Raw genomic sequence first — 25,466 nt, forward strand, 5'->3', positions numbered from 1 at the left:
TGCTGCTTTTTTAGCAAGTCACGAAGGACTGCAATCTCCAAATCCTTCTCGCCCAAGAGCTCCTTCAGTTGTCTATTCTCGCCCTCAAGCGCTCGAAATTCTTGAGGAGATGCCACATAGGCGCTAACGGCTTTCGCAGAGCCATCAGTTGTCTTCCAATCCTTGTGCTCTGCTTGAGCCATCCAACGATACAATACCTTCGGATCTATGTTGTGGCGACGCGCTACTTGCGAAGCATTCCCGACTTCTTTCACTGATAATTATTGATAGACATGATATATTATGATAAGTTTGGTTCTGGTAGTAACTAGATATAAGATGTATTAAATATGTAATATTAAACGGCATAAAGCAATCAAGGGATGACTCCTGAATAAACTAGGAGTCATCACAGCCTGTTGAGAAACCTCAACAGGCTGTGGACACTGTAAAAAAGTGTCCTTTTAAAGTTCTTTGTTTTTTATTATACTATCAGGAATTCACGGGGATTGAATATGATTTGGTGCAATGGACTGCTGTTATGTAAGAACACAGTCTAGTAATGCTGTATACCCAATAGACCTGACCTGTTCTATTCAATTAATATCGATATGAAACAGGGAATGAAATAAGAAATAAGGAGTTCGTTTAATCCCCTTGACCGTAAACTTGGAATCGATGAACTGGTTCAAGTAGTATATATGAAAAAGCACAACACAAAAGGATTTTTCATGAAGATGACTCACAACAATTAAGAATGGGTGAGGGGATTACGTGGATTTCCTAATACATGCTTATAGAAACAATCGAGATGAGATCATTTGTATACCATACGCGCTTGATAAAGATGGTATATTGCGTAATGTGAATAAACCCCAAATCACTAGTATTACTAATGGGGAGAAAGATATTGGTATTAAGATAACGGATGCTCTGCAAGAATGTGGTAAAAGACATTATAATGATAATGAGCTAACATTACCTGTGCACGAGATAGTTATTGGGAAAAAATGGGGTAGCTTTTTTAAAGAGTCAAAATGCGTAGTAGTAGAACTGACTTCAAGCCATTACCTCATCTCTTCCACAAAAAAAATCAAAAAAATAAGAGTTTTGAAGATTTTAATTTGGTGTATAAACTGCTTCTAAATTCAACATATGAGGCAATTGGAAGCAAAGTAATAGATGCTTTTAGGTTCTGTTCGTAGAATAAAATTGATTTCATATGGAGTTAAGGAATGGGAATGCGGCGGAGTGAAAGAGGGTAGTTCATTTTATTAATCTTAAAAGGAATGTTTATTTTTGGTGTATGATCAATCCTTATGATGGATCAATCTATTCATCTGGGGTCAGTAAGGCATCATAGTCTCGACGCAGCCTTATGCAAGCGCAATAAACTGACCTACTACTATCCAGTGATGGTACCTCCATTTGAAGTTGTTGAATTTTCAAGTATGACAAAGAAACGAGCTCAAGAACATTTAAGTTGGTTTGTAAAGGAAATACCAGAAAGATCTCGCCGGCAAATCTAAGAATGAACTAAGGTTCCGTTAAGGAAACCGAAAGCTTGATGCGCTAACTTGGTGGAGAGGTGAATGACAATGACAGTGTTGACGGACATCCCCCAGCTTGAGACGCAGCGGCTGTGCTTACGCAGGATGACGCAGGAAGATGCGCCCGCCCTGTTCGCAATCTTCTCGGATGCGCAAGTAACTAAGGATATGGGGATTACTCCATTCGATCGGGTGGCTCAGGCTGAAGAAGTGATTAGGTTTATGAATGAGTTATTTTTGCGAGGCTTGGCCGTTAGATGGGCAATCGTCCGGAAGGCCGACGATGTGGTCCTGGGGACTTGCGGATTCAATGGCTGGGAGCTGCAACGAGGCGCAAGAGGCGAGATTGGGTACGATCTAGGAAGACCGTATTGGCGAGCGGGATATATGACGGAAGCATTAACGGCGATGATTTCGTTCGGATTTGAGCGCTTGGGCTTGCATCGAATCGAAGCGTATACGAATCTGGGTGCCGAGCCTTCGATGAAGCTGCTGGAGAAGCTTGGGTTCCGGCAAGAAGGAATATTACGCGGATTCGCACATTTTCATGGCGGATATTGGGATCAGCGATGCTATTCGCTGCTGAAGCATGAATGGTTTCCTTCTCGGTAGGAAGCTGTCACAGATGACGGGGTTGCATGTTGGAATACATGCAACCCCTGTTTGTATCTCTGCGATTAGAAAGAGCCAGGGAATCTATCCCATACCCAGATCCGCTTGCCAGTCAGTAATGAAGCCAAGTCGGCTGCGAGGTTATGCGCTGTTTCTTGCGTTACGGTGTCGGCCATATACCGCAACACTTGGAACGTTCCGCCGTACGCGTTAGCCAGTTCCAATTGCGTATTCGACAGGACGATGACGCAGTATTCCGAATCGGGGAAGTAGATGATATGCGAAGCAAACCCTAACGTATCGCCGCCATGACTGATGGATGGCTCGTCGAATCTGTTGCCGATCATCCAACCATAGCCTCTGTTAAACAGCAAGGGTTCGCCCATCTTCTCGAATTGCTGTTCCGAGATGAGCTCTCCGGTTTGAAGCGCACGAATGAATCGGTGCACATCGCTGGCCGTGGAGATTGCGCCACCGAAGCTGTACAACGTCGCGGCTGTCGTATCTGTAATCTGTTGCCCGTCGGCATGAGGCGAGGCCAGATGCGGCGCGCCCTCTTCATCAAACACGGTATTTGCCATTTGTGCAGGGATGAAGAACTGATCGCGTAGATAGCTCGAATAGGGTTGTCCGGTCACCTGTTCAATGATCAGCCCTAACAGCAGATAGTTCGCATTTTTATAATCGCTCTTCTTGCCAGGGTCAAAAGATAAAGGCTGCTTGCTGATCATCTCAAGCTGCTCCTGCGGATGGGCTTGTGTCAATAACGCCTTCGTAATTTCCTCGTTGGTCAGCTTGGATTTGCTGCTCTTCAATTCCTCAAGTGCAACAAGCTCGTAACTCGTCAGCCCAGAGGAATGCGCTAACAGATGCTTGACTTTGATCTTCTTCCATTCAGCGTATTCGGGGAAAAATCGGGTTATTGAATCCTCAAGTGATAGTTTCCCTTCCTCTTCTAATTTCGCAATAGCAGCGGCAGTCATGATTTTGGTAATGGATGCGATTCTGTACTGCGTGTCGTTCGTGTTAGGAATGCCTTCTTCCGCATCGATGAGTCCGTAACTATTGTGGAACAGAATGCGGTCTTTCTCGGCGACCAGCACGGTGCCGCTGAATCCGGATTGCTTGACATAACGTTCTGTGTAGTTTCTGATCTGCTCTTCGAGCGTGTCGCCTGCGATGGCGGCAGGATGACTCTGCCCATAGATGAGCAGCCAGCCGGTGAACAGCAGTACAGCAACCAGTACGATCATTAGCAAAACCTTGAATCCTTTCTTGAACATACTCAATTCTCTTAGCCTCTCCATTTCTCCATATAGATTTCGCCTCTATCATAAATCGCGATTCTTTCTGCTGAATGAGCGTAATCTTAACGTTGTCTTAACCTGCTCACCCGCTTCGGTTCGCTCGTCTAGTTTTTAAGATTACGTTAAGTTTCGAATCAGGTTCGCGAAAACTTGTGCCGCTATACTGATGCCTGAGCAAGAGGGACAAATGAAAAAGGATATAGGAGGGGCATAAGACAGTGGACGCAGAACAATACGGCAGCGAAGCATCACCCAAGCGAGACCGGACACCGATCGTGCAATTGAAAAATTTAAGCAAGAAGTACGGAAGCCGCGAGGTCGTTCGAAGCCTCACGCTTGACGCGTACCCAGGAGAAATTATGGGCTTGCTGGGGCCGAACGGCGCTGGCAAGACGACGATGATTCGCATGATGGTCGGACTGATTCCGCCAACCGCTGGCGAGGTATACATCGGCGGGCATAGCCTGCAGTCGCATCGCAACCAAGCGTTGCGGCAAGTCGGTGTCATCGTCGAAAATCCGGAAATGTACAAATATATGTCCGGTTATAAAAATTTGCTGCATTTCGCCCGGATGATCCCGGGGATTACGAAGCAGCGGATCCATGAAGTGACGGAGCTCGTCGGGCTTACGGATCGCATTCATGACAAAGTCAAGACGTATTCGCTGGGGATGCGGCAGCGTCTCGGGGTGGCACAAGCGCTGCTCCATCGTCCGTCCGTGCTGATCCTGGATGAACCGACGAATGGACTTGATCCGGCGGGGATTCGCGATTTGCGGGACTATCTGAAACGGTTGGCCAGAGAGCACGGCACAGCGGTCATCGTATCGAGCCATATGCTCTCGGAGATGGAGTTAATGTGCGATCGCGTTGCGATTATTTAGCAGGGTGCATTGTTGGAGATTCAATCGCTGGCAGGCGGGCAGAGCGCGAATGAAGATCGGATGGAGATGTATTTCGAGATCGATCGTCCTATAGACGGGGTTGAAGCGATCCAACGCATGGACCCGAATCTTGCTGTACAGGTTGACCAGAACGGGTTTACATCGACCATCCCGAAGTCGTCTATACCGGCGATCGCTGAAACGCTAGTGAAGGCGGGCATGAAGATTTACGGGATTTCGGAGCGCCGTACAACACTCGAAGATAAGTTCTTGAAGGTGACAAGGAGGGTTACGAATCATGCTGATGGTTTCGCTCGTTCGAAATGAATGGATGAAGATCTTTAGCCGGCCGCGAAGTTGGATTTTTATCCTTCTGATCGTTGCCTCGACAATGGTGCCGGTCATTGTCAGCATCGTGAAGCCGGATGATTCAACGTCTTGGCAGGAGGAGTTGACGCAGGAGAATGACAGGTACCGAGCCGTGCTCAACGACGAGAAGGCTTCGGCATCGGACGGCGAACGGCAAACGCTTGCGGAGCAGATTGCGATCAATGAATATCGGTTGACCCATGATTTGCCGCCCTATCAATCGCCTTGGGCGATCGTGAATGAGCTGTCGGTCTTCATTCCGATGATTACGCTCTTCACCGTCATCACGGCAGCAGATGCGGTGGCAGGAGAATTTGCCGGCGGGACGATCAAGATGCTGCTGACTCGGCCTGTAAGCCGATCTCGAGTATTGCTGTCGAAGTATCTCGGCTCATTCTCATACGGAGCGATGCTGCTGGCCATTTTGTTCCTGACCTCGCTCGTGATCGGCGTCATCATGCACGGGTTTGGCGGATTAACCGATCCTTACCTGTACGTAACGGACGAAGGCGTTCAGGAAAGCACCATGCTGCTGCATTGCTTGAAGCTATATGGCTATAAGTCCGTACATCTGCTGATGATCGCGACGTTAGCGTTTATGATTTCAACGGTATTCCGCGGCGTCAACCTGGCGATTGTCACGGCTGTCACTTTGCTGCTGTCGGGAAATTTGATCGTCTTGATGCTCAGCGATTATACTTGGGCGAAATATCTATTTTTCGCCAATACCGATATGACCATGTATTTGGCTGGCGGTGAGACGCCGTTCGCTGGGATGAGCATTTGGTTCTCCATTGCGGTTCTGGCAACGTATTATGTCTTGTTCATAGCGATCTCATGGGCGGTGTTCACGAAGCGGGAGGTCGCAGCAGCATGAGGCAAGGCGGGATCGTCTACGAATGTTGAGAGAGGAGCGGATCGGATGAAGCTCGCGCAGGACAATCTCTTCTATCGAGAAGTACAGGCATTGCCTGGATGGGTCTTAGCCGTCATTACGATACCGGGTCTCTACATCTTGTGCATTGCTTGCCTCCAATTGGGTTTCGGTATGGAAATCGGATCGAAGCCGATGTCAGACACAGGATTAGTCGTGATGGCGATCCTCTTCGGGCTGTTGCTGCCGATCGTCTTCATATGCCTTAGAATGAGTCTAGTCTTGACACAGACCCATCTTATGATCAGCTTCAAACCGTTCTGTAAACGAGTAATACCGATTCAGCAGATTAGACGGATTCATCCGGTACAGATGAAGCCACTAGCCGAATTCGGCGGCAAAGGTATTCGATGGAACGGAGCGAAGTGGGGAGTGATTTTCGAAGGAACGAACGGTATAGAGCTGGAATTGCAAGATGGCAAGCCTGTTGTGATCAGCATCAAGGATATGGAGCAATTTACGGCGATTCTGAACAAACTGCTTGAGCAGGCCTAGAGTGTGCGATGGCAGCATCTCATCTCACCTGCAGTACGCATCCCCTTATCGTTCTACGGTAAGGGGATTTCGTGCATGGAAGAATAATAGTTGACCCATTCGTGGGATCAAAGGAAAATAGGGCTTAGAATGTCAAATTGTGCGAGCGGCGGTGGAAACTATTGTCGAAAAACATTTTGATTGTAGACGACGAGAAGGAGATCGTTGACCTGTTAAGGTTATATGTAGAAAAAGAAGGAATGCAGGTTATAGAGGCACATACAGGTGCCCAGGCGTTGTTGCAGATGAACGAGCATGTCGACCTGGCGCTGATCGATATTATGCTGCCGGAGCTGAGCGGATACGAAGTTATTAGACGTATACGTGAAAGCTATAATATTCCGATCATCTTCATATCCGCGAAGGGAGAGGACCACGACAAAATTTTAGGCTTGCAATTAGGCGCGGATGATTATATCACCAAACCTTTTAACCCTATGGAAGTCGTCGCGAGAATTCAAGCGCAGCTCAGAAGGTATTACGAGCTGAAGGGGCCGAATGCGCAAGAAGAAGTGGAACCGGCGATCGTGATCGGGGAGCTTCGTCTGGATCGGAGCAGCTGCGTACTCTGGAAAAACGATGTAGACGTACCCATTACGTCAACCGAATATAAACTATTGTCTTATCTGATGGGAAATGCAGGCCGGGTATTGACGAAGCGGCAAATTTTCGAGGGCGTCTGGGACGAGCATTATGTTGATGATAATGCGCTCATGGTACATATCAGCAAAATCAGAGACAAGATTGAAGAGGATCCGAAGAAGCCTGTGTATCTGAAGACGATTCGGGGGCTTGGATACAAATTCGAAAGAACGGTTCGTAATCGTGTTTAAGCTCGGTGCGCGCCGTCCCGTCAAAATTCGAGATACCCTGATCCGCCATTATTACATGATCTTCTTCTTCATCGCATGCGCTACAGTCGCCAGCGCATGTCTGCTTGCTTACTTGATTGTCTCCTTATTCGGAGGACCATTAGAGGCCGATCGTTACGAGATGAGTCTGAATATCGTAGAGCGGCAGAAGTTGAACGCATCGGACTTCGCAACGGTGGCAGAGGCGTCGATTCACGCCGCGGCGATACAACGGTTGGGAGGCTGGTTGGAGGTGTTGAACGACGATGGCGACGTCGTTCAAGTCATCGGTAACAAGCGTACATTGCCCATGACTTATTCGAAGGAACAGCTGCTGCGTGTGTTAAGCGGAGAGGACCCGCAGTACTATGTTACGATGTCCGCCATCACGGATGAGTCGAACCAGCCTCTCGACCTGCTCGTCATGCTCCCGTATGAATCGATTACGATCAGAACGATTCCTACTGCCGCTTCCAATGAGAACATCAGCGTGCTCGTCAAGTGTCTAATCATCTCGATTGTGTTCTTCTTCCTGGCCTTGGGCGTCCTGATCTCGATCTATGGCCGATGGACGGCGAATCGAATTGCCAAGCCGTTCAACCTCATTACCGAGTCGATTCAACAGATGACAATGGGACGTCATGATACACGGCTGGATTTCGAAGCTGAATACGAGCTGGGGAAGATCCGCGACGCCTTCAACTACATGGTGGAAGCGCTTCAGGACGCTGAACGCCACAAGCAGCATCTGGAGCTTAGCAAGACAAGGATGATGGCCGATATCTCGCATGATTTGAAGACTCCGATGACGACCATTCAAGGGTATGCGTACGCGCTTCGCGAGGGACATGTGAAAGGCGAAGAGAGGAAGCAATTATACCTCACAACGATCTGCGAGAAATCCCAGCGCGTGGTCGCGCTGATCGATGAATTATTCGAATATTCCCGGCTGGAGCATCAGGATTATCCGCTTTCGAAGAAGAAGGAAGAGATCGGGGAGTTCGTAAGGCAGCTTGTTGCAGAGCATTACGGCGAAATCGAGGAGAGAGCGTTCGAGCTGGAGCTGCAGCTTCCGGATGCAGAAATCTGGGCCGCGTTCGATGCAAAGCAATTGGGCAGGGCGATCACCAATTTGCTGCAGAACGCCTTGAAATACAATCCGCCGGGCACGAGACTTCGCATTGCCTTGTTCGACCTCGAGAATGAACTGCTGCTGGAGGTCGGGGATAATGGAGCGGGCATTCCCGCCGAATTGCGAGCAACCGTCTTCGAGCCGTTCGTCCGAGGGGATAATGCCCGAGGGAGCGATGGCGGAACCGGGCTGGGCTTGTCCATCGCGAGAAGAATCGTCGAGAAGCACGGGGGACATCTCGGGCTAACGTCTCGCCCGGATGAGGCAACAACCTTCTACGTGATATTCCCGAAGGCATAGCTAGCAGGGACGGCAAGGAACCATTCGCCGTCCCTGGCCAGGGAGGAGCTTCGTTATTTGTCGAAGGGACGGGAAGAAGCGGCTGTGAAGGCGGTCGAAGCAGGTCTAGTAAAGGGCAGCGGGAAGGCATCATAATCGATATGACATTATCCTCATTAGCAGCATGATAAGCATCAGGTCTATTTTGAAGGAGCAGGAACAACTTGCACATATAGATAAGGAGATCTGAAGATGAATTATGCCAATATGACGTTAAGCGAATTAAAGCATCAATTGATAGGCGAAGCCAAGAAAGGCTATCCATTCTTCGTCGCCGGAATCTTGTTCTGGCTGGTCATGGGCGGTTTGCAGTTTGTGATATCCTCTCAGAAGCAGTTAGCCCTCTGCTATATCATCGGGATGGGGAGCATCTTTCCGATAGCGATCGCGATTGGTCAACTGCTCCAAGTGAATTTGCTCAGCAAAAATCCGCTCGGAACGTTAGGCGGCATCATTGGGGGAATCCAAGCATTCTTCCTGCCGGTGTGGATTATCGTGTACTTGGAGCGTCCAGAGCTTGTGCCGATGACAGTCGGGGTGTTGGTCGCCTCGCATTTCTTGCCGTATGCATGGATCTATCAAAGCAAAACTTATTTGTTGTTTACCATTGCGATGGCGGCTCTGTCGGTCGTGTTCGGTTACGTGCTGAACGATCTCGCGTTTACCGTTCTGCCTTTCGTCTTGGCGGGGGTGTATCTGATTACCGTGATTGGTTTGCTGATGGAGACGAAGAAGTTCAATCGAACGATGGTGAATGTGATAGAGCACTCCTCTGTAAGCTAACTAAACGAGCTACGAAATCCCCACGAGTCCAAGAGGGCTTGGGGGGCTCCATTTCTCACAAATGGGGTTCAGAACTCTTCGAGGGAAGGTCTGAAAATAATGAGTAAAATTACAGGATTTGGCTTTACGCTGTTATTTGTTAGTCTAAGTTTTATGTTATTTCAGTTTATTGTAAGAAAAGAAAATAATTTTGATGTGCTTGTCGGTGCGGGGCTACTTGTGCTTTTTTATAGTGCACCATATATTTTGCTTGGGGGAATTGTAACCTATTTCCTTGATAAAGTTATCTCTAAAGAAAAACAATTTATAGGATACCTCATTACGGGGGGATTTATATCTCTACTAATTAGTATTTTATTTAATGCTTATAATCAAACTGAAACCTTAGTATTCGTATTGTTTACTACTATTGTTGGGGCAATTATTTTTTACTATGGTAGTGGAAGCAATCATCATGCAATGTTTTTTTTAGTTGGTTTTGGCATACCTATCGTTTTATGGTTCTCCTACTATCTCTATAGAATAATTTTATGCAATATTGCCATGGAGTGGAGACGCTAAATGAGTAAACGTATATTTTATGAGATCGGTTGACGAGCGTCAAGAATGACAATGGACGTATGATAGCTTTTCTGCGGTTGAGAAAAAGGTGGAAAAAATCGAATAATAGAATCGCCCTTCTCAGCCATAATGGCTGGGAAGGGCTTATTGCGTTTCGTGTAGCTCTAATTGATATAGAGGAATTTGTATAGTAATTGGGATATGCAAAGTAGGAGCGTACATGTTATTTCGGCTTGTTAGTCGCTCGCTTGATGGGCGAAACATACAGTTGAGCTTAACAGGTTCGATAAAAATTAAGACAGCTTTTTGATACGACATTTTATGTCATACCATCTCCCTTATGATAGGGGTGTAAACCAATTAACTGATGAATGACTTATCGAAGGAGATGCCTAACAATGCCTAAAACAAAACGGGGCCGCGTGCTGTGGAGCCTTCCTTCACGGGGCCGGGGTACCTGCCCGATATGCCGAGCAACGCGCATTAAGCTGCTGTATCCGCGTACGCAATCGAATGGAAAAGCGGTTCAAGTGTGCAAAAGGTGCCGGAACGCGTCTGAGGCCGTTATCGATGCGATCAACGTGTAACTGAGAAGGTCCGCCTGCTAATAATGGCGGATTTTTCTATGAAAACAGTTGCCAAACGGATCATTTCAGGTACGCTATTGGTAGGAAAAAACTGCCTGGAAGGAGACGGAATGTGAGCAATACGCATCGTATCCAATGGTTCGATCAACAGGTGAGAGAGTCGCGATACCCGAACAGCGGACATCTTGCGGAGCGGTTCGAAATATCGAGAAGACAAGCGCAGCGGGATATTGAATATATGACAGAATCGCTGCGGGCGCCGCTTGTGTATGATGCGAAGCGCCGAGGATATGGATATAGCGATCAAACTTATATGCTGCCGCTGCTCTATATGACTGATGAAGAGAAGCGGGTGCTGAAATATTTGGTCCATCGGTATCGGCAGTACAATTACGAGCATGCAGATGCAGCCCACCGGGTCGCCTTGCTGCTGGATCGTTTCACGGACGAAGAGGAATCAGAGCTGTATGATCGGCTGCCGATGTTTAATGCCGATCCGAAGCGGATGCAGCTTGTGCTTATGCTGACGGAGGCGATTAAGCAGTCGATCGAGGTCGAGATCGTGTATGAGGAACAGCGAATCCTGATTCAGCCTCTTCGGCTGCGAAGCTGGTACAATGTGGATTATGTAGAAGCGTATTCAGAGCAGAATGGAGAGCTGCGGCAATATCGGCTAGCCTCTATTGAGCATTGTGCCCTCACCGGTCGTTCATTCAGGGAACGACAGTTTTCTGCTCAACATTCAGCGTCAGCAGATGCGCCGATTCGTAAACCGTTCGTCGCAAAAATTCGGCTGCAGCGTTCGTTGGACCGCATGTCATGGAAAGGGTTCGCTGCGGCAGCCGTCCGAGGGGATTCGAACAGCTTCCTGTATGAGATTGAGTTTTACGATACAGAAGCGTTCATGCGGCATCTGATGGCATCTGAGTGGGAGGAGCTGTTATCGCCAAAGTGGCTGAAGGAGAAGCTGCGGCGGGCCGCGGTTGAGCTACTGGAACGATTGAGCACGGAGGAATAGAGATGGCCAGTGTATATTTGCATGAAATCAACATGACACGGGAATCGAAGTCGTTCACCGATGCGCTGCATGCGATACTGACGGCGGCTGGATTGTTCGAAGGACCTAAATATATGCTGTCCGGGCTTACTGGCATGGCATTCAAATTTGCTGTTCACGAGCAGCTGCTGCCGATGTCGGTCACCGCTTATGGGGGATGGGGGACTGAGCATCGGCCTGGTGTTGATAATTTAGGAATATGGACGGTGGACGACGGCGGCCGCACCCGGCATCCGACGTTCCGCTATTATCAGCAGGATGCAGTCCGCTGGATGAAGCGCTTCTTGGATCAGGGAATCGGATTAATCTACTGGATTCCGGAATTCGGCGTCATTCGGGGATACGATGATGATGACGGCGTATTTTACGTGCAAAATGGCTGGTCGGAGGACGACGAGATCGTGCTGTACGACAATATGGGAATTAATTATACGCCATTTTGGCATGTGCAGGCGTTCGGGGAGCGTGTGGAGGTTCCATTCGATGAGCAGGTGCTTGAATCGGTGCGGCTAGCTATACATGACTGGGATACGCCGTTCAAGCTGCTCCCTTCCCAGGACATCGCTTCAGGCAAGCTGGCCTATACGTTTCTGAGACAGGGACTGGAGAGCGGCCGGTTCGATGAGAGCGGCGCGCGCTATATTATTGATTCGTTCTGCTATTCGCGGCTTGAGATCAAACAATATTTAGCCGATGTGCGGACACTTTGGCCAGAGCTGGAACAAGCCTATTCCATCTATGCGGAACTTGCGGATAACGTATCGGACCTGTCATTGGACAGCGGGGTGGACCAGCTCGTGAATCGGATTCGTATCGCCGAGGACATGGAAGACAGGGCGGTGCATCAATTCCGGCAGTTGTCTGATAGGTATCCGGATCAGAAGCGGACGCTCGTGCCGAGATGGGGCTCTACTTCAGCAAGATAGAAAGGAGACATTCATGATGGCAGACGATAAATCGAATGCACACTCAATTATTCGTTTCGGTAAGTCTGTCTGTCCGCGCTCCTATGTCGACGCCTTATATACTGCTCTGACGCAAGCCGGCTGGTGGAGCCTTTCGAAGCCGATGTTGTCCGGTATGACAGTGAATGGGTTTCGTTTCTCGGTTAATCGGCGGCTGACATCGGAGTCACCGACCGCGTATAACTGGCATGCAGAGCATTTTCTGGCGGCTGATTTTATTGGCGTAACGTGCTCGTCGAATATGGGCTTTAATTTTATGCGTACCTTCCCTTTGTATCGTAAGCAGGCGGTCGAAGATATAAAGGCGTCTATTGATCGGGGACTTGGAGCAATTATTTGGCATGATGAGTTTGTCGTTGTGGAGGCGTATGACGAACATGACGGCGAGGGTGTGCTCCTTTATTCGGACGGCTTGTCAGAGCAGAGAAAGCGTCTGCCCTATGAGCAATTCGGCGGCGGGCCGTCTCCGTATTGGTATTTGCAAGTGCTGGAAGGGCGCGTCTCACTCGATGAGGCAGCGGTTATGAAGGAATCTTTCTTGCAAGCGATTTTTAAGTGGGAGACCCACGATTTGATATTGCCGAAGCAGGATTACGCATGCGGCAAAGCCGCATACGAAGCAATTATTAACGCGCTGGGATGCGGCGATTATGATCGGGAGGGCGCTCAACTGACATTTGCTTATTATGCAGAAGCGAAGCGGGATATTGCACTGTATATGCGAGAGGCCGAGCCATATTTTGCGACAGGTGCGGCGGCAGCTTGTTATGAACAGGTTGCAGAGCTGTTCCTACAAATAACCGAATCGACTATCGAGGATGCGGAACGGTTGTGCAGGTTGTTCCGAGAAGCACTGCATGCGGAGGAGCAAGCGGTGAAGCAGCTTCGTCAGCTGGTTCGGGAAGAGGCGGACAATCGGTTTCATGATATCGGATTGCGGTAGTAGAGATCAGGTGAAGGAGTAATGGGATTGGTGTCGATTATTTTGCGCGAGCTAAAGCTGCCTGACGATTATGAGCCGCTTGCCCGGCTGTTGAATAGTTGGCTGTCGGAGCCGACAACAGCCGGACAGCTGGAGCAAGAGGATGCCCAAATGTATACGGCAGGCCATACCTATAAGAACGAGGAAGGACGTCTTACTGGCTATGACCGGACAAGGAGGGTTGCGGTCGATGAACAGAATCGGATCGTCGGATTCGTTACGTCTTGGCGAGCGCCGTGGACGGAGCCGGGTGCCTTGAACAATACTTTAATTGTTGCAGCGGAGTACAGGGGTCAAGGGATCGGAACAGCATTGTATGAGCATGCTGTACAATGGGGATCGTCGCTTGGTGCGGACACGCTGTATGCTGAAGTATGGGACGACAGCCTGGACTCGATTCGATTCGCAGAGCGGAGAGGGTTTCGCAAGGAGCGCCATATGTTCCAGTCGGAGCTGCGGCTCGATGGCTTTGATCCGAACGATCAAGAGCATACGTACGCGCTGGAACGGTTGAACGATGAAGGGATACGATTGATAACGCTAGCGGATGAGTCTGGTGAAGCAAGCGAGCGGAAGCTGTATGAGCTGTACCGTGAGACATTGCCGGATATACCAGGTCACGATGAAGAGGTCCCGCCTTTTGATGAGTGGCGCAAGTGGTATTTGGCTGTGGAGGGTTATGCGGAAGATCGAGTGTTGATCGCGGTGGATGGCGACCGGTATGTCGGCGTAACGAATGTGCTGTACAATGAACAGACGAACGGGATGTACAATGAGTATACAGGCGTCAGCGGCGATTACCGGGGTAGAGGAATTGCTTCGGGGTTAAAAATAATGGCGGCGCGGCTTGCACATCAATGCGGAGCCGACTATATTCGGACGGATAACGACTCGTTGAACGGTCCGATGCTGCACATTAACCGGCGTCTAGGCTATGAGCCGCTTCGCGGCAAATATCGGCTCATTGCGCATTTTGGCAGTGGTGAAAATTGACTTCAATAATCGGCAGCATGTGCAGCGCGCGTGCTGCTTTTTCTTTTTTCAGTGGAAAAAGTGCAAAAAGTGACAGTAAATATGTCATCTTAATGCGTAGATCAGATCTATCTTTCGCTGTACGTTCAGTGTACAACCAGAACGACAGAGGATGGCTGGCTTCCTGGTCCGTCTGGCTTGCTCGAAAGGAGGAATTGATAACTTTATTGGACGGGAAGGGACATAGCTTAATGCCCAATTTAATGTGAATGAACGGGAGGAAAGAAGTAGTGAAAAAGCTAGGCATGATCGTACTTAGCGCTTTAATCGCCTTCGCCATCATCGTGCCGCCGAAGAGTGTAACACCAGTAGCGAGTGCGGATACCGTACAGGTATCGAATGGTTTCGAGGATGGCACGCTTCAGGGCTGGGGGCCGCGAATTGGCACTGAGACGGTAACGGTAGTCGGTGCAGCCGGCGCAAGAACCGGGACGAAGGGCATGTTTGTTGAAGGGCGTACAGAGACTTATCACGGTGCAAGCCGCGATCTGACGCCGCTCTTGAATCTTGGTATTAACTATACAATCCGCGGCTGGGTGAAGCTCCCGAGCGGTTCCGGTAATGCGAATATTACGCTGTCGATGCAGAGAACGACGGGCACAACGACGAACTACGAGAATCTTGCTACCCAATCGGTTACATCGAACGGCTGGGTGAAGCTGGAGGCTACGTATCGTCTGAGCGCTGTGCCTGACAGCATTTCGGTTTATTTCGAATCGAATTCGGCTACTCAATCGTTCTATGTAGACGATTTTGAAGTCATCGAAATTACGCCTCCAGCGATTGAGACGAATATTCCATCGCTGAAGGATGTGTTCGCGAATGATTTCCCAATCGGTACTGCGATTTTGAACGACGAGATGTATGGTCCGAACGGTGACCTGCTTACGAAGCACTTTGCCAGCATTACACCAGGTAACAACTTGAAGTGGGATGCGACGGAGCCGCAAGAGAACGAGTTCCATTTTGAAGGACCAGATGCCGTTATTGAATTTGCTCAAGATCATAATCTGAAGGTTCGCGGTCATACGCTCGTATGGCATAGTCAAGCGCCGGATTGGATTTTCCGCGATGCGAATAACAACCTTGTCACGAAGGAAGTGCTGTTCGCCCGTCTGAAAAATCATATCGACACGGTCGTTGGCCGCTACAAAGGTCAGATCTATGCTTGGGACGTTGCCAACGAGGTCATTGACGAGTCGGAGCCGAACGGGATGCGTAAAAGCTTGTGGTATCAGATCGCAGGAGAAGAGTACATCGAGAAGGCGTTCGAATATGCGCACGCAGCCGACCCGGATGCGAAGCTGTATATTAACGACTACAACACGCATATTCCGCAGAAGGCGCAATTTTTGTACGACCTTGTGAAGCGTCTGAAGGCGAAAGGGGTACCGATCGACGGTGTCGGTCATCAGACGCATATTAATATCGAATATCCGCAGCTGAGCCAGATTGAAGATTCTATTGTGAAGTTCTCCGATCTCGGCGTTCTACAGGATATTACCGAGCTGGATATGAGTATTTATAACAATAACTATACGCAATACGAAACGCTGCCTGCGAACCTTGCGCAGCAGCAGGCAACTCGTTATAAAGCGCTGTTCGATATTTTCCTGAAGCATAAGAATTTGTTGTCGAACGTTATTTTCTGGGGCCAAGATGATGGACATACGTGGCTGCGTACGTTTCCGACGACGCGGAACGACTGGCCGCTTCTATTCGATGAGAACTTGCAATCGAAGCCGGCGTTCTGGTCGATCGTAGGCAACACGAGTGCTGTGCCAGCAGCACCGACGGGCGTTACAGCAACGGCAGGCAGCGGCTCGGTGACGCTGACCTGGGCAGCTTCAAGCGGAGCCACGTCTTATAATGTGAAGCGAGCAACGACGAGCGGCGGCCCATATACGACGGTAGCGACGGGGATAACGGGCACGACGTATACGAATACGGCGCTGACGAACGGCACGACGTACTACTATGTCGTAACTGCGGTCAACGCAAATGGCGAAAGCACGGCATCTGCGCAGGTGAGTGCGACGCCGACATCAGGCGTATCGGTGCCAGCAGCACCGACGGGCGTTACAGCAACGGCAGGTAACGGCACGGTGACGCTGAGCTGGGCAGCGTCGAGCGGTGCAACGTCGTATAATGTGAAGCGTGCGACGACGAGCGGCGGCCCATATACGACGGTAGCGACGGGTATAACGGGCACGACGTACACGAATACGGCGCTGACGAACGGCACAACGTACTACTACGTCGTAACGGCTGTGAACACGGCCGGCGAGAGCGCGGCATCGGCACAGGCGAGTGCGACGCCAACGGGTGGAACGGGTACGCCTTCTGGCCTCGTACTGCAATATCGTGCAGGTGACACGAACTTGAATGACAATGCGATCAAGCCGTTCTTCAACATTAAGAATACGGGTACGACGCCGGTCAACCTGAGCGGCTTAACGATCCGTTATTATTTCACGAAGGACAGCAATGCTTCGCTTAACTCTTGGGTCGATTACGCGACGATCGGCGGCTCTAATGTGAACCGCACGTTCGGATCGGTATCGGCGACGGGCGCGGATACGTATGTGGAGCTGAGCTTCTCGGCTTCCGCAGGTGTGATTCAGCCAGGCGGTCAATCCGGCGAAATCCAGCTTCGCATCAGCAAAGCAGACTGGTCGAACTTCAATGAATCGAACGATTACTCGTTCGACGCGACGAAGAACAACGCCTTTGCCGACTGGGATCGCGTCACGCTGTATCAAGATGGCGTCAAAGTGTGGGGCTTGGAGCCTTAATCGTATTCAGGGCTGTCCAGAATATTGTCTGGACAGCCCTTCTCGTTAGCTCCTTATTCACAAATGGATCCGGATGTGGAAATTCGGGCACGTTGCCTACAGAAACCGAAACAACAAAGGTTGGGCCAGAACAGCCCAACCTTTGTTGTTTCGAAATTCCCCCGAGCCTTCACTAGGAGAACGATCTACTTTCCCGATAAACAAGGCAAGAGGCTACTCATTATCCAATTGTCTCATCTTCTGATTATAAGCTTCGAGCAGCTCAGGTGACCATTTGGGTCCCTCGAACAGCTTACCTGACCGCGCCGCTGCGACTAGCTGCTCGAGCCATTGGCGCTCAGTCTCGCTGAATCGGATAAACCCTTCGAGCATATGGGAGGTGCCGCCGGGCAAATATGAGCCTTTCAGCTCTAGAGCAGCGGTCAGCCGCTTGTGGCGTGCATCACAAGTAGCGATTTGCGCTTCCAGAAGCGAGATTATCGTATCAGGATCGCCGTGCCGGATGAACGGAAGTGCCATAAATACCGGATGCTGCGGATAAGCTTGCTGGCGAAGCTGCTTGTGGAGCATCTTCTGGAATATAGTCTTGCCTTGATCGGTAATACGAAAAATCGTTTTGTCCGGGCGATTGTCGCCCGGTACGGGCACGACCTTCGCCGCCTCGATCAAACCGTCTTCACGCAGCTGATCGACTGCATAATAGAGCGAACCGTCACGCAGCTTGAACGATTCGTCCCAGCTGCGTGCTTTGATCGTCTGGCGAATTTCATACGGGTGCTTGTCGCCCTCCATAAGCAGCCCTAGAATGAGTAATTTCATTGATGACATAGACAATCAGCCTTTCTGATACGACGGATCGGGCTTACCGGTACTGCCTGCTCCTTGCGGGTTAGCTCCTGGGGCGCCTTGCGTACCTTGCTGCCTTACGATAAGTCGTGCACTGCCCATCAAGAGGACGAACACGAATGCGATGATCGGCAGCAAAGCTGACCATTGGAATACAAAAGTTATCGAGTCCGACAGCTTGCCGAGCAGCATGCTGACGACTTCTGCTGGCATATTCATTTGCGCTTGAACGGCTTGGTCGAGCAGCGCTTGACCACCTTTAATTTTCTCTGCCATTTCAGCACTTATATTCGGCAGCGAGCTGATAGCCGATTGGAAATCATGCTTCTGTAGCGCGCCGAACACGGTAATGCCGAGTGCAGAACCGATCGTCCGGAAAAACATAATGAGCGACGACGCGGAGCCTTTGTACTGAGGAGGTACTGCGTCCAGCGTCGAAATGTTGAGCAGCGAGAACGATACGCCCATGCCGAGACCGACGATGATCATATATACCGTAATGAGTAAGCGGCTCGTATTTTGATCCATAACAAAGCCAAGCAGCGACATGCCGATGATTAGCAGCAGCACGGAGACGATCATGATGCTGCGGTACGTGAACTTGTGGACGATGCGGCCGCCCGTTTGCGAGCTGACAACGATGCCAAGCATCATCGGAATAAGGACGGTGCTCGTTTCTGTTGCCGTTTTGTGGAATACGCCTTGGATAAAGATTGGAATGTACGTTGCGGCTGCAATCATAATGCCGCCGTACAGCAGGCAGATCATCATGCTGCTCGTGAACAGTCTTGAGCCGAACAAGCTCAGCTTAATGATTGGATCTTTCGCCTTCCGCTCTGCAAGCAAGAACAGGACGATGAAAACGGCTGATCCGACGAACAGAGCTATGGTCTGCAGCGAATCCCAAGCCCAGCCCTCGGTACCGCCGAGCTCAAGTCCGAACATGAGAAGCAGTATGGCTGTAGTCAGCGTGATGGCGCCGAGCCAGTCGATATGTTGCTTGCGAGTGTTTTTCGTCTCGTGATAGCCCTTGATAATGAATAGGATGGAAAGGATGCCGATCGGCACATTGATGTAGAAAATCCAGCGCCATGATAAGCTGTCCGTAATAGCGCCGCCCAGAATCGGACCGAATACGCTGGAGATGCCGAATACGGCGCCGAACAGTCCCGTCATTTTGCCGCGTTTCTCTGCTGGGAATAGGTCGAAAATAATGGTGAATGCAATCGGCATCAGCGCACCGCCGCCGATACCTTGAATAGCGCGGAATACGATGAGCTGCTCCATATTTTGTGATAGGCCGCAAAGGATGGAGCCTGCGACGAACAAGATGAGTCCGGTCAAGAAAAAACGTTTGCGTCCATACATATCGGACAGCTTGCCGATAATCGGCGTCGAGACGACCATGGCAATCATGTAAGCGGAATACACCCAGATGAAGCTTTCGAAGCCGCCGAGCTTCTTTATAATGGTTGTCATTGCTGTCGATACGATCGTCTGATCAAGCGAGGACATGAACAATCCGAGAAGCAGACCTGTAACGACCAGCTTCACACTGCTATTACTCGTATCCATTTTCAACTTCCTTTCGTGATCGATATGGATCGATCAATACTCAAATTTGATTACCCAAGATTATTATACTCAAATTTGAGTAAGTTACAACCATATTTTTGTAACAAAGGAAATGGAGGTTCTAGAACCGTAACCATAGAAAAATAAAAAGCACCTCCGGCTCGGGCCATCCTCATAAGCGGATAACCAATGCTCTAAGAGGTGATTTTTGAACTGGGTATGGATTAAATAAACTTCCGGCTCGTCTTCTTCCCGTCGCAGCTGAACACAATTTTCTTATCTTCAACCACTGTCTCAAGATGAATCGATTTGCCCCATAGCTGCACGATGTAGGGGAGGGTGCGCTCCAAATATTTCAGATCGAGCTCAACGCCCTCGTAACGGTGCTTCAAATACATTTCGCCGATCCGGTTAAAGTCTCCGTCCTGCACGACGATTGACGGGAAGCCGCCGTTGACGCGGGATACGACGAGTTGATCGCGAATGTTCTCCCATGCCTTGTCGGTAATTTTCCATTCTGGACCTTTCTTCTCATACACGTACAGATCAAGCTCCTTCACAAGCTGCTTGTCGAGATAGTTGCGCAGGAACGAGATGTCCGAATCCTGTTCGCGAACCTCGAATATTTTCTCCCGTCCCCGCCCTGGCTTCATTCCGAAGCGCTCTTGCTCCTCCTGCGTCGGATTGTCCCACCGCTTCTCGATATGCTCGAAAATTTTCAGCCCCAGATAATAAGGGTTCAGCGTATGCCGCGACGGCACGACGACCGAGCTGTTCAGCTTCGCGAATTCGATTGTCTCCTCGCTCGTCAGGTCCAGCTCCCGGATGATGCGCTGATGCCAGTAGGAGGCCCAGCCTTCGTTCATAATTTTCGTCTCCAGCTGCGGCCAGAAGTAGAGCATCTCGTCGCGCAGCATAGACATAATATCGCGCTGCCAGTCCTCCAGAACGGTGGAATATTCCTCGATGAACCAGACGAGGTCCTTCTCCGGCTCTGGTGGGAACCGCTTCGTATTGCTCTCTGATTCCTCTTCTTTCGGCTTGTCATCGTCCAGCGACCATAAATCGTCATAAGCGCTGACCGACTCGGACTGCGAAGCGGATCTTTTGCTCTCCTTCACCAGCAGCTCGATGTAACGCGTCTTATCGAGATTGTAGGGCTTAATGATCGTCGGATCGACATGCTCTTGAATCGCGAGTACGGCATCAATAAATTTCTCCACCCGTTCGGAGCCGTATTCCAGCTCATACTGCTGGACGCGCTCTGCCGTGGCGGACATGCTCTCTACCATGTTGCGGTTCGTCTGGCTGAAGCGGGCGTTGTTCTTGAAAAAGTCGCAGTGCGCCAGCACGTGGGCGACGATCAGCTTGTTCTGGATGAGCGAGTTACCGTCCAGAAGAAAGGCGTAGCACGGGTTCGAGTTAATGACGAGCTCGTAAATTTTGCTGAGGCCAAAATCGTACTGCATCTTCATCTTGTTAAACGTCTTGCCGAAGCTCCAGTGACTGAACCGTGTCGGCATGCCGTACGCTCCGAACGTGTAAATAATGTCCGCGGGGCAGATCTCGTAGCGCATCGGATAAAAATCGAGGCCGAACCCTTGGGCGATTTCGGTAATTTCATCGATCGCCCTTTCGAGCTGGCGGATTTCGTCTTGTTTCATCGGCGTGATCCCTCCGAGCGAGAAAATACGTTTCATACCATAGGTATGTCTCGGGGGAGTGGGATATGCTGGGCTTAGGCGATGACATAAAATCTTCATTTGCTTCAGCTGCACCCTCTTGAAGGAGAGAGGAGGGGCTGCTGATCTCCGCGGCTGCTGTAACGACACAACAATGTGTCGTAAGGGATGGCCGCGAGAGCCTGCGGCTGCTGTAACGACACAACAATGTGTCGTAAGGGAAAGCCGCGAGAGCCCACGGCTGCTGTAACGACACAAAATGTGTCGTAAGGGATATCTCGTTTAAGGTCCAGTGGTTGAACCGGCCTAGCGTGCTGTACTGTGCTCACATTAACCTGCTTGATATAATGAATCCAATTAGATGTGCAGGAGTGATCGTATGCTGTCGAAGCTGTTAAAGGATTCCCGCTCGACCGTTATTTTCTCAGGGGCGGGAATGTCGACTGAGAGCGGGCTTGCCGACTTTCGGTCGGCGGACCGTGGGATGTGGAATAATCGTAATCCGATGGGGCTGGCAACCGTAGAGGCGATGGATTTCAATCGGGATGAATTTATTCGATTTTACCAGTGGCGCATTCAAGAGATGCTGTCGCATCAGCCGAATGAAGGCCACCGAATTATTGCTGAATGGGAGCGGAGAGGGCTGATTACGGGCGTCATTACACAAAATGTAGAAAGCTATCATGAGCAAGCCGGCACACGCCGAATAGCTAAGCTGCATGGCGATCTCGGGACGCTGCGCTGTAAGGATTGCAATATAACGTATGAAGCTCGAATGTATTTGAAGCCGGAAGAGAGAACGATATGCGAATGCGGCGGATTGATACGCCCCAATGTAGTGCTGTTCGGCGAGATGCTTCCGCAGCAGCAGCTTCAGCTTGCAGCGAAATGGATGGAGGAGGCGGAGCTGTTCATTGTGCTGGGGTCCTCCTTGCAAGTCAGTCCTGCTAATCAGCTTCCACGGCAGGCGAAAGCTAACGGTGCGAAGCTCGTTATTGTTAATCACGATCCAACCCCGGTAGATTCGATTGCTGACCTCGTAATAAATTCATCTATTGGGGTCACTTTGCGTATAGCAGATGAGGAACTGAGAGGGAAATCGAGTCACTAGTATATGTTATAATGCTGGTGACCGAGCTATATAGGGCATTAACAAGTAACAAGTCATGACATCCGAAGGAGGTTGATTTCAGTGTCGACTCCGGATGAGAAGAAGCTGTACACCTATCAGGATTGGCTGTCGTGGGACGGAGCATGAGAATTAATTCATGGCGAGGCGTATAACTTGTCCCTAGCTCCTACAGCTTTGCACCTGTTTGTTGTAGGAGAGCTGCATTTCGCGCTGCGTACGCATTTGCAGAATCAGAGCTGCTATGTATTTGTCGCTCCATTCGACGTGTTCTTCAGCGAGAGCGAGCAATACGATGTGCCGGATCATGTGACGCAGCCAGACTTGCCGGTTGTATGCTCGAAGAATCGGCTCACCAAGAACAGCTGTCATGGCGCGCCGACGATGATAATCGAAGTGTTGTCGCCTAGATCGTCGATCCTGGCAATCGTACGGTCCATGTCTATACGCTGCTGGATGGTGTGTATCGAGTGCGTAAAATATATATACGGAGCAGGATAACGCGCGATCGAATGTTTTTCAGGATTTTCACGTATCGCTTGGCAAGCTGTTTAATATGGTTGCCCTATAATAATGAAGCCAATGAAACGAGCAAGTATACCCGCCCTCTAGTAAGGAGAAGCGGGTTATTTCTATTTCCAGCAAAACGTTTGTTCGCTGACTGCCATCTGTCGTGGACATGGGCTACAATAGAATAGTGCTTTGAAATGCTAGAGATTCGGACTACTAGATACATTTATATATAAAATGGAGCGTGACCTACGATGAAGCTGTTTCATACGGCCGACTGGCATCTCGGCAAGCTCGTCCAAGGCGTCTATATGACGGACGATCAGCGTTATGTGCTTGAGCAATTTGTACAAGCTGTCGCAGAGGAAAAGCCCGATGCCGTCATCATTGCCGGCGATCTGTACGACCGCGCTATACCGCCGACGGAGGCGGTCGAGCTGCTCGATGAGCTGCTGCGCAAGCTTGTCATTGAGCTCGAAACGCCGGTGCTGGCGATAGCAGGCAATCACGACAGCCCGGACCGGCTCGATTTTGGCACGCGGCTGATGGAAAGCCGCGGCCTTCACCTCGCCGGTCGGCTGCGCCGGGAGCTCAAGCCGGTCGTCCTGCGGGACGAGTATGGCGAAGTACATTTTTACTTAGTGCCTTATGCGGACCCCTCACAGGTGAGGGTGACGATGGAGGACGAGACGATAAGAACGCATGATGATGCGATGCGGGCGATTGCCGCTGCGATCGAAGCCGAAGCTGATCCGGCAGCGCGGCGCGTATTTGTTGGACATGCTTTCGTGACGATAGGTGGTGAGCCGCAGCCGAATACGAGCGACTCGGAGCGGCCGCTTGCAATCGGGGGAGCGGAGCATGTGAGCGCCGCTCATTACGCTGGGTTCCATTATACGGCGCTCGGTCATCTTCACCAGGCGCATCATGTCGGCGACGAACGGATTCGGTATGCAGGCTCGCCGCTCAAATACTCAATTTCGGAGGAGAATCACCGCAAAGGCTTGCTTGTTGTCGAGCTGGATGCAGAAGGGGCCATTACGGTGGAGAAGCGCGAGCTGAAGCCGCGCCGCGACATGCGCCGCGTGTCTGCGCCGATCGAGGTAATCGAGACGGAGCATCAGCCAAGTGATGACTACGTGTTCGTGACGCTGCTGAACGACAATCCGGTGCTGTTTCCGATGGAGAAGGTACGGACGGTCTATCCGAATGCACTGCATGTGGAGCGTCGGCTGAAATCAGTCCGGATCGAGCGGGAGGATGGAGCGGAGGAGGCTGCTGTGAGCAGACGGAGTGCTGACCCGGTTGCTTTGTTTACATCCTTTTATCGCGAAGTGAAAGGAATTGAGCTTGAGGATGACAAGAGGAAGCTGTTTGAGGAAACGTTCATGGATGTCATGAAAACGGAAGGAGGCGGTTCGCAATGAGACCTCTTAAGCTGAAGCTAACCGCCTTCGGACCGTACCGCGACGGGGAGACAATCGATTTCACGGAGCTCGGCGACCGCAGGCTGTTCGTTATTTCGGGTAATACAGGTGCGGGTAAAACGACGATTTTCGATGCGATTTGCTTCGCGCTATACGGCTCTGCGAGCGGCGAAGACCGGGCGGAAATCCGGATGCTGCGGAGCCATTTTGCTGATGATGAGACGTTTACGACGGTGGAATTTGATTTCGCGGTAGGGAAGCGTTCCTATCGAGTCGTTCGTCAAATGCCGCATCGTAAAGCAGGGAACAAGAGCGAGACGCCGGGCAAGGCGGAGCTGTATGAGACAACGAGCGGCCAGCCAGTGCCGTGCGTCGACCGTTTCATGCTGACGGATGTGAATGCGAAGCTGGAGTCGATTATCGGTTTGACGAAGGATCAGTTCAATCAAATCGTCATGCTGCCGCAGGGAGAGTTCCGAAAGCTGCTGACGAGTGATACGGAGAACAAGGAAAATATATTGCGCCGCATCTTTCGAACGGATTTGTACCGCAAGCTGGAGGAACGATTCCAGCAGCGGCACCGTGAGCTGAAGGATGAAGCGGGGAAGGCGCGGACGCGGCTCGATCTGATGCTCAGTCAAGCCGGAGAGACGCTGCCGGTGCGCGAGGACAGCGCGCTTGCGGCTGTGCTGGCGCAGCCGTATCGCAGCCCGGCGCAAATGCTGGACGCGCTCGCGCAGGAGGCGGCGCTGTACCGCGAAGCGCAAGGTGCAGCGGAAGGCCGCAAGGCGCATGCGGCGGAGCGGATTGGCGCCGAGGAAGCGCGGCTGCGCGATGCGCTTGCGCTTAACGCCCGCTTCGCAGAGCTGGCGAAGCGTAAGGAGCAAGCGGCCGAGCTGGCGCAGCAGCGGCCGCAGGCTGAGGCGCGCGAGCGGCAGCTTGCGCTCGCGGAGCGTGCGGCGCGGCTGGAGCCGCACGAGGAGCGAGCCGCGCGCGCAGCCGCGGATGCGGCCGCGAAGCGGGAGCGGCTCGCCGCTGCGCAGC

At 50.8% G+C, this 25,466-nt stretch carries 21 protein-coding genes and 3 pseudogenes; 19 read left to right on the forward strand and 5 right to left on the reverse strand.

Annotated elements, in window-relative coordinates:
* Nucleotides 1–182, reverse strand: a pseudogene (locus tag PXY01_RS12485) (hypothetical protein); the annotation flags it as partial.
* A 1,389-nt stretch (nucleotides 183–1,571) separates the two neighbouring features.
* Here PXY01_RS12485 and PXY01_RS12490 point away from each other — a divergent pair.
* Nucleotides 1,572–2,141, forward strand: a complete 570-nt coding sequence (locus PXY01_RS12490; RefSeq protein ID WP_246027906.1) for a GNAT family N-acetyltransferase — start codon at nucleotides 1,572–1,574, stop codon at nucleotides 2,139–2,141.
* Between the two features lie 65 nt (nucleotides 2,142–2,206).
* On the opposite strand, the gene PXY01_RS12495 is transcribed toward PXY01_RS12490, so the two are convergent.
* Nucleotides 2,207–3,424, reverse strand: coding sequence for a serine hydrolase domain-containing protein (locus PXY01_RS12495; protein WP_164744403.1), 1,218 nt, complete (start codon nucleotides 3,422–3,424; stop codon nucleotides 2,207–2,209).
* Between the two features lie 296 nt (nucleotides 3,425–3,720).
* Here PXY01_RS12495 and PXY01_RS12500 point away from each other — a divergent pair.
* From PXY01_RS12500 to PXY01_RS12565, 14 genes and pseudogenes are all read left to right on the forward strand, one after another.
* A pseudogene (locus PXY01_RS12500) lies at nucleotides 3,721–4,659 on the forward strand (ABC transporter ATP-binding protein).
* Nucleotides 4,631–5,578, forward strand: a complete 948-nt coding sequence (locus tag PXY01_RS12505) for an ABC transporter permease (protein ID WP_127570357.1) — start codon at nucleotides 4,631–4,633, stop codon at nucleotides 5,576–5,578. Before PXY01_RS12500 ends, PXY01_RS12505 begins: the two are co-directional and overlap by 29 nt.
* Nucleotides 5,579–5,623: 45 nt before the next feature.
* Entirely contained in the window at nucleotides 5,624–6,130 is a 507-nt protein-coding gene (locus tag PXY01_RS12510; RefSeq protein WP_127570358.1) for a DUF6141 family protein, read from the forward strand.
* Nucleotides 6,131–6,291: 161 nt separating this feature from the next.
* Nucleotides 6,292–7,002, forward strand: coding sequence for a response regulator transcription factor (locus PXY01_RS12515; RefSeq protein WP_127570359.1), 711 nt, complete (start codon nucleotides 6,292–6,294; stop codon nucleotides 7,000–7,002).
* On the forward strand, nucleotides 6,962–8,452 hold the full coding sequence (locus PXY01_RS12520) for a HAMP domain-containing sensor histidine kinase (protein WP_127570360.1): 1,491 nt from the start codon (nucleotides 6,962–6,964) through the stop codon (nucleotides 8,450–8,452). Before PXY01_RS12515 ends, PXY01_RS12520 begins: the two co-directional genes overlap by 41 nt.
* A 231-nt stretch (nucleotides 8,453–8,683) precedes the next feature.
* A complete protein-coding gene (locus PXY01_RS12525) occupies nucleotides 8,684–9,274 on the forward strand; it encodes a DUF7010 family protein (protein WP_127570361.1) in 591 nt (196 codons plus the stop codon).
* A gap of 99 nt (nucleotides 9,275–9,373) precedes the next feature.
* Nucleotides 9,374–9,835, forward strand: a complete 462-nt coding sequence (locus tag PXY01_RS12530; RefSeq protein WP_127570362.1) for a hypothetical protein — start codon at nucleotides 9,374–9,376, stop codon at nucleotides 9,833–9,835.
* Nucleotides 9,836–10,233: 398 nt separating this feature from the next.
* The gene (locus tag PXY01_RS12535) at nucleotides 10,234–10,422 is read left to right on the forward strand and encodes a hypothetical protein (protein WP_127570363.1); all 189 of its coding nucleotides are present in this window, start codon (nucleotides 10,234–10,236) and stop codon (nucleotides 10,420–10,422) included.
* A gap of 112 nt (nucleotides 10,423–10,534) precedes the next feature.
* Nucleotides 10,535–11,440 (forward strand): helix-turn-helix transcriptional regulator, encoded by a 906-nt coding sequence (locus PXY01_RS12540; protein ID WP_127570364.1) that lies wholly within the window; start codon nucleotides 10,535–10,537, stop codon nucleotides 11,438–11,440.
* Between the two features lie 2 nt (nucleotides 11,441–11,442).
* Nucleotides 11,443–12,405, forward strand: a complete 963-nt coding sequence (locus PXY01_RS12545; protein WP_127570365.1) for a hypothetical protein — start codon at nucleotides 11,443–11,445, stop codon at nucleotides 12,403–12,405.
* A 13-nt stretch (nucleotides 12,406–12,418) separates the two neighbouring features.
* Nucleotides 12,419–13,387, forward strand: coding sequence for a hypothetical protein (locus PXY01_RS12550; RefSeq protein ID WP_127570366.1), 969 nt, complete (start codon nucleotides 12,419–12,421; stop codon nucleotides 13,385–13,387).
* A gap of 21 nt (nucleotides 13,388–13,408) precedes the next feature.
* Complete coding sequence (locus tag PXY01_RS12555) at nucleotides 13,409–14,419, forward strand: GNAT family N-acetyltransferase (RefSeq protein ID WP_127570367.1); 1,011 nt, start codon at nucleotides 13,409–13,411, stop codon at nucleotides 14,417–14,419.
* Nucleotides 14,420–14,703: 284 nt separating this feature from the next.
* Nucleotides 14,704–15,171 (forward strand): annotated as a pseudogene (locus tag PXY01_RS23300) (carbohydrate binding domain-containing protein); the annotation flags it as partial.
* A 99-nt stretch (nucleotides 15,172–15,270) separates the two neighbouring features.
* Nucleotides 15,271–17,253 carry an endo-1,4-beta-xylanase gene (locus PXY01_RS12565; RefSeq protein WP_373864293.1) on the forward strand — a complete coding sequence of 661 codons (1,983 nt, stop codon included), beginning with the start codon at nucleotides 15,271–15,273 and terminating at the stop codon, nucleotides 17,251–17,253.
* 213 nt (nucleotides 17,254–17,466) lie between these two features.
* Here PXY01_RS12565 and PXY01_RS12570 read toward each other — a convergent pair whose 3' ends face one another.
* From PXY01_RS12570 to PXY01_RS12580, 3 genes are all read right to left on the reverse strand, one after another.
* A complete protein-coding gene (locus PXY01_RS12570; RefSeq protein WP_127570368.1) occupies nucleotides 17,467–18,081 on the reverse strand; it encodes a PadR family transcriptional regulator in 615 nt (204 codons plus the stop codon).
* 6 nt (nucleotides 18,082–18,087) lie between these two features.
* Nucleotides 18,088–19,674, reverse strand: a complete 1,587-nt coding sequence (locus tag PXY01_RS12575) for an MDR family MFS transporter (RefSeq protein ID WP_127570369.1) — start codon at nucleotides 19,672–19,674, stop codon at nucleotides 18,088–18,090.
* Between the two features lie 224 nt (nucleotides 19,675–19,898).
* Nucleotides 19,899–21,338 carry a SpoVR family protein gene (locus PXY01_RS12580; protein ID WP_127570370.1) on the reverse strand — a complete coding sequence of 480 codons (1,440 nt, stop codon included), beginning with the start codon at nucleotides 21,336–21,338 and terminating at the stop codon, nucleotides 19,899–19,901.
* Nucleotides 21,339–21,735: 397 nt separating this feature from the next.
* Between PXY01_RS12580 and PXY01_RS12585 the strand changes: the two genes are divergently transcribed.
* The 4 genes from PXY01_RS12585 to PXY01_RS12600 form a co-directional block, all read left to right on the forward strand.
* A complete protein-coding gene (locus PXY01_RS12585) occupies nucleotides 21,736–22,467 on the forward strand; it encodes an NAD-dependent deacylase (RefSeq protein ID WP_127570371.1) in 732 nt (243 codons plus the stop codon).
* A 174-nt stretch (nucleotides 22,468–22,641) separates the two neighbouring features.
* Complete coding sequence (locus PXY01_RS12590) at nucleotides 22,642–22,986, forward strand: Uma2 family endonuclease (RefSeq protein ID WP_164744404.1); 345 nt, start codon at nucleotides 22,642–22,644, stop codon at nucleotides 22,984–22,986.
* 263 nt (nucleotides 22,987–23,249) lie between these two features.
* Complete coding sequence (locus tag PXY01_RS12595; protein ID WP_127570373.1) at nucleotides 23,250–24,422, forward strand: exonuclease SbcCD subunit D; 1,173 nt, start codon at nucleotides 23,250–23,252, stop codon at nucleotides 24,420–24,422.
* On the forward strand, nucleotides 24,419–25,466 hold a 1,048-nt coding region (locus tag PXY01_RS12600; protein ID WP_164744405.1), incomplete at its 3' end, for an AAA family ATPase. The genes PXY01_RS12595 and PXY01_RS12600, both read left to right, overlap by 4 nt.

It is taken from the genome of Paenibacillus xylaniclasticus (assembly GCF_004001065.1).
In the GTDB taxonomy this organism is placed as follows: domain Bacteria; phylum Bacillota; class Bacilli; order Paenibacillales; family Paenibacillaceae; genus Paenibacillus_T; species Paenibacillus_T xylaniclasticus.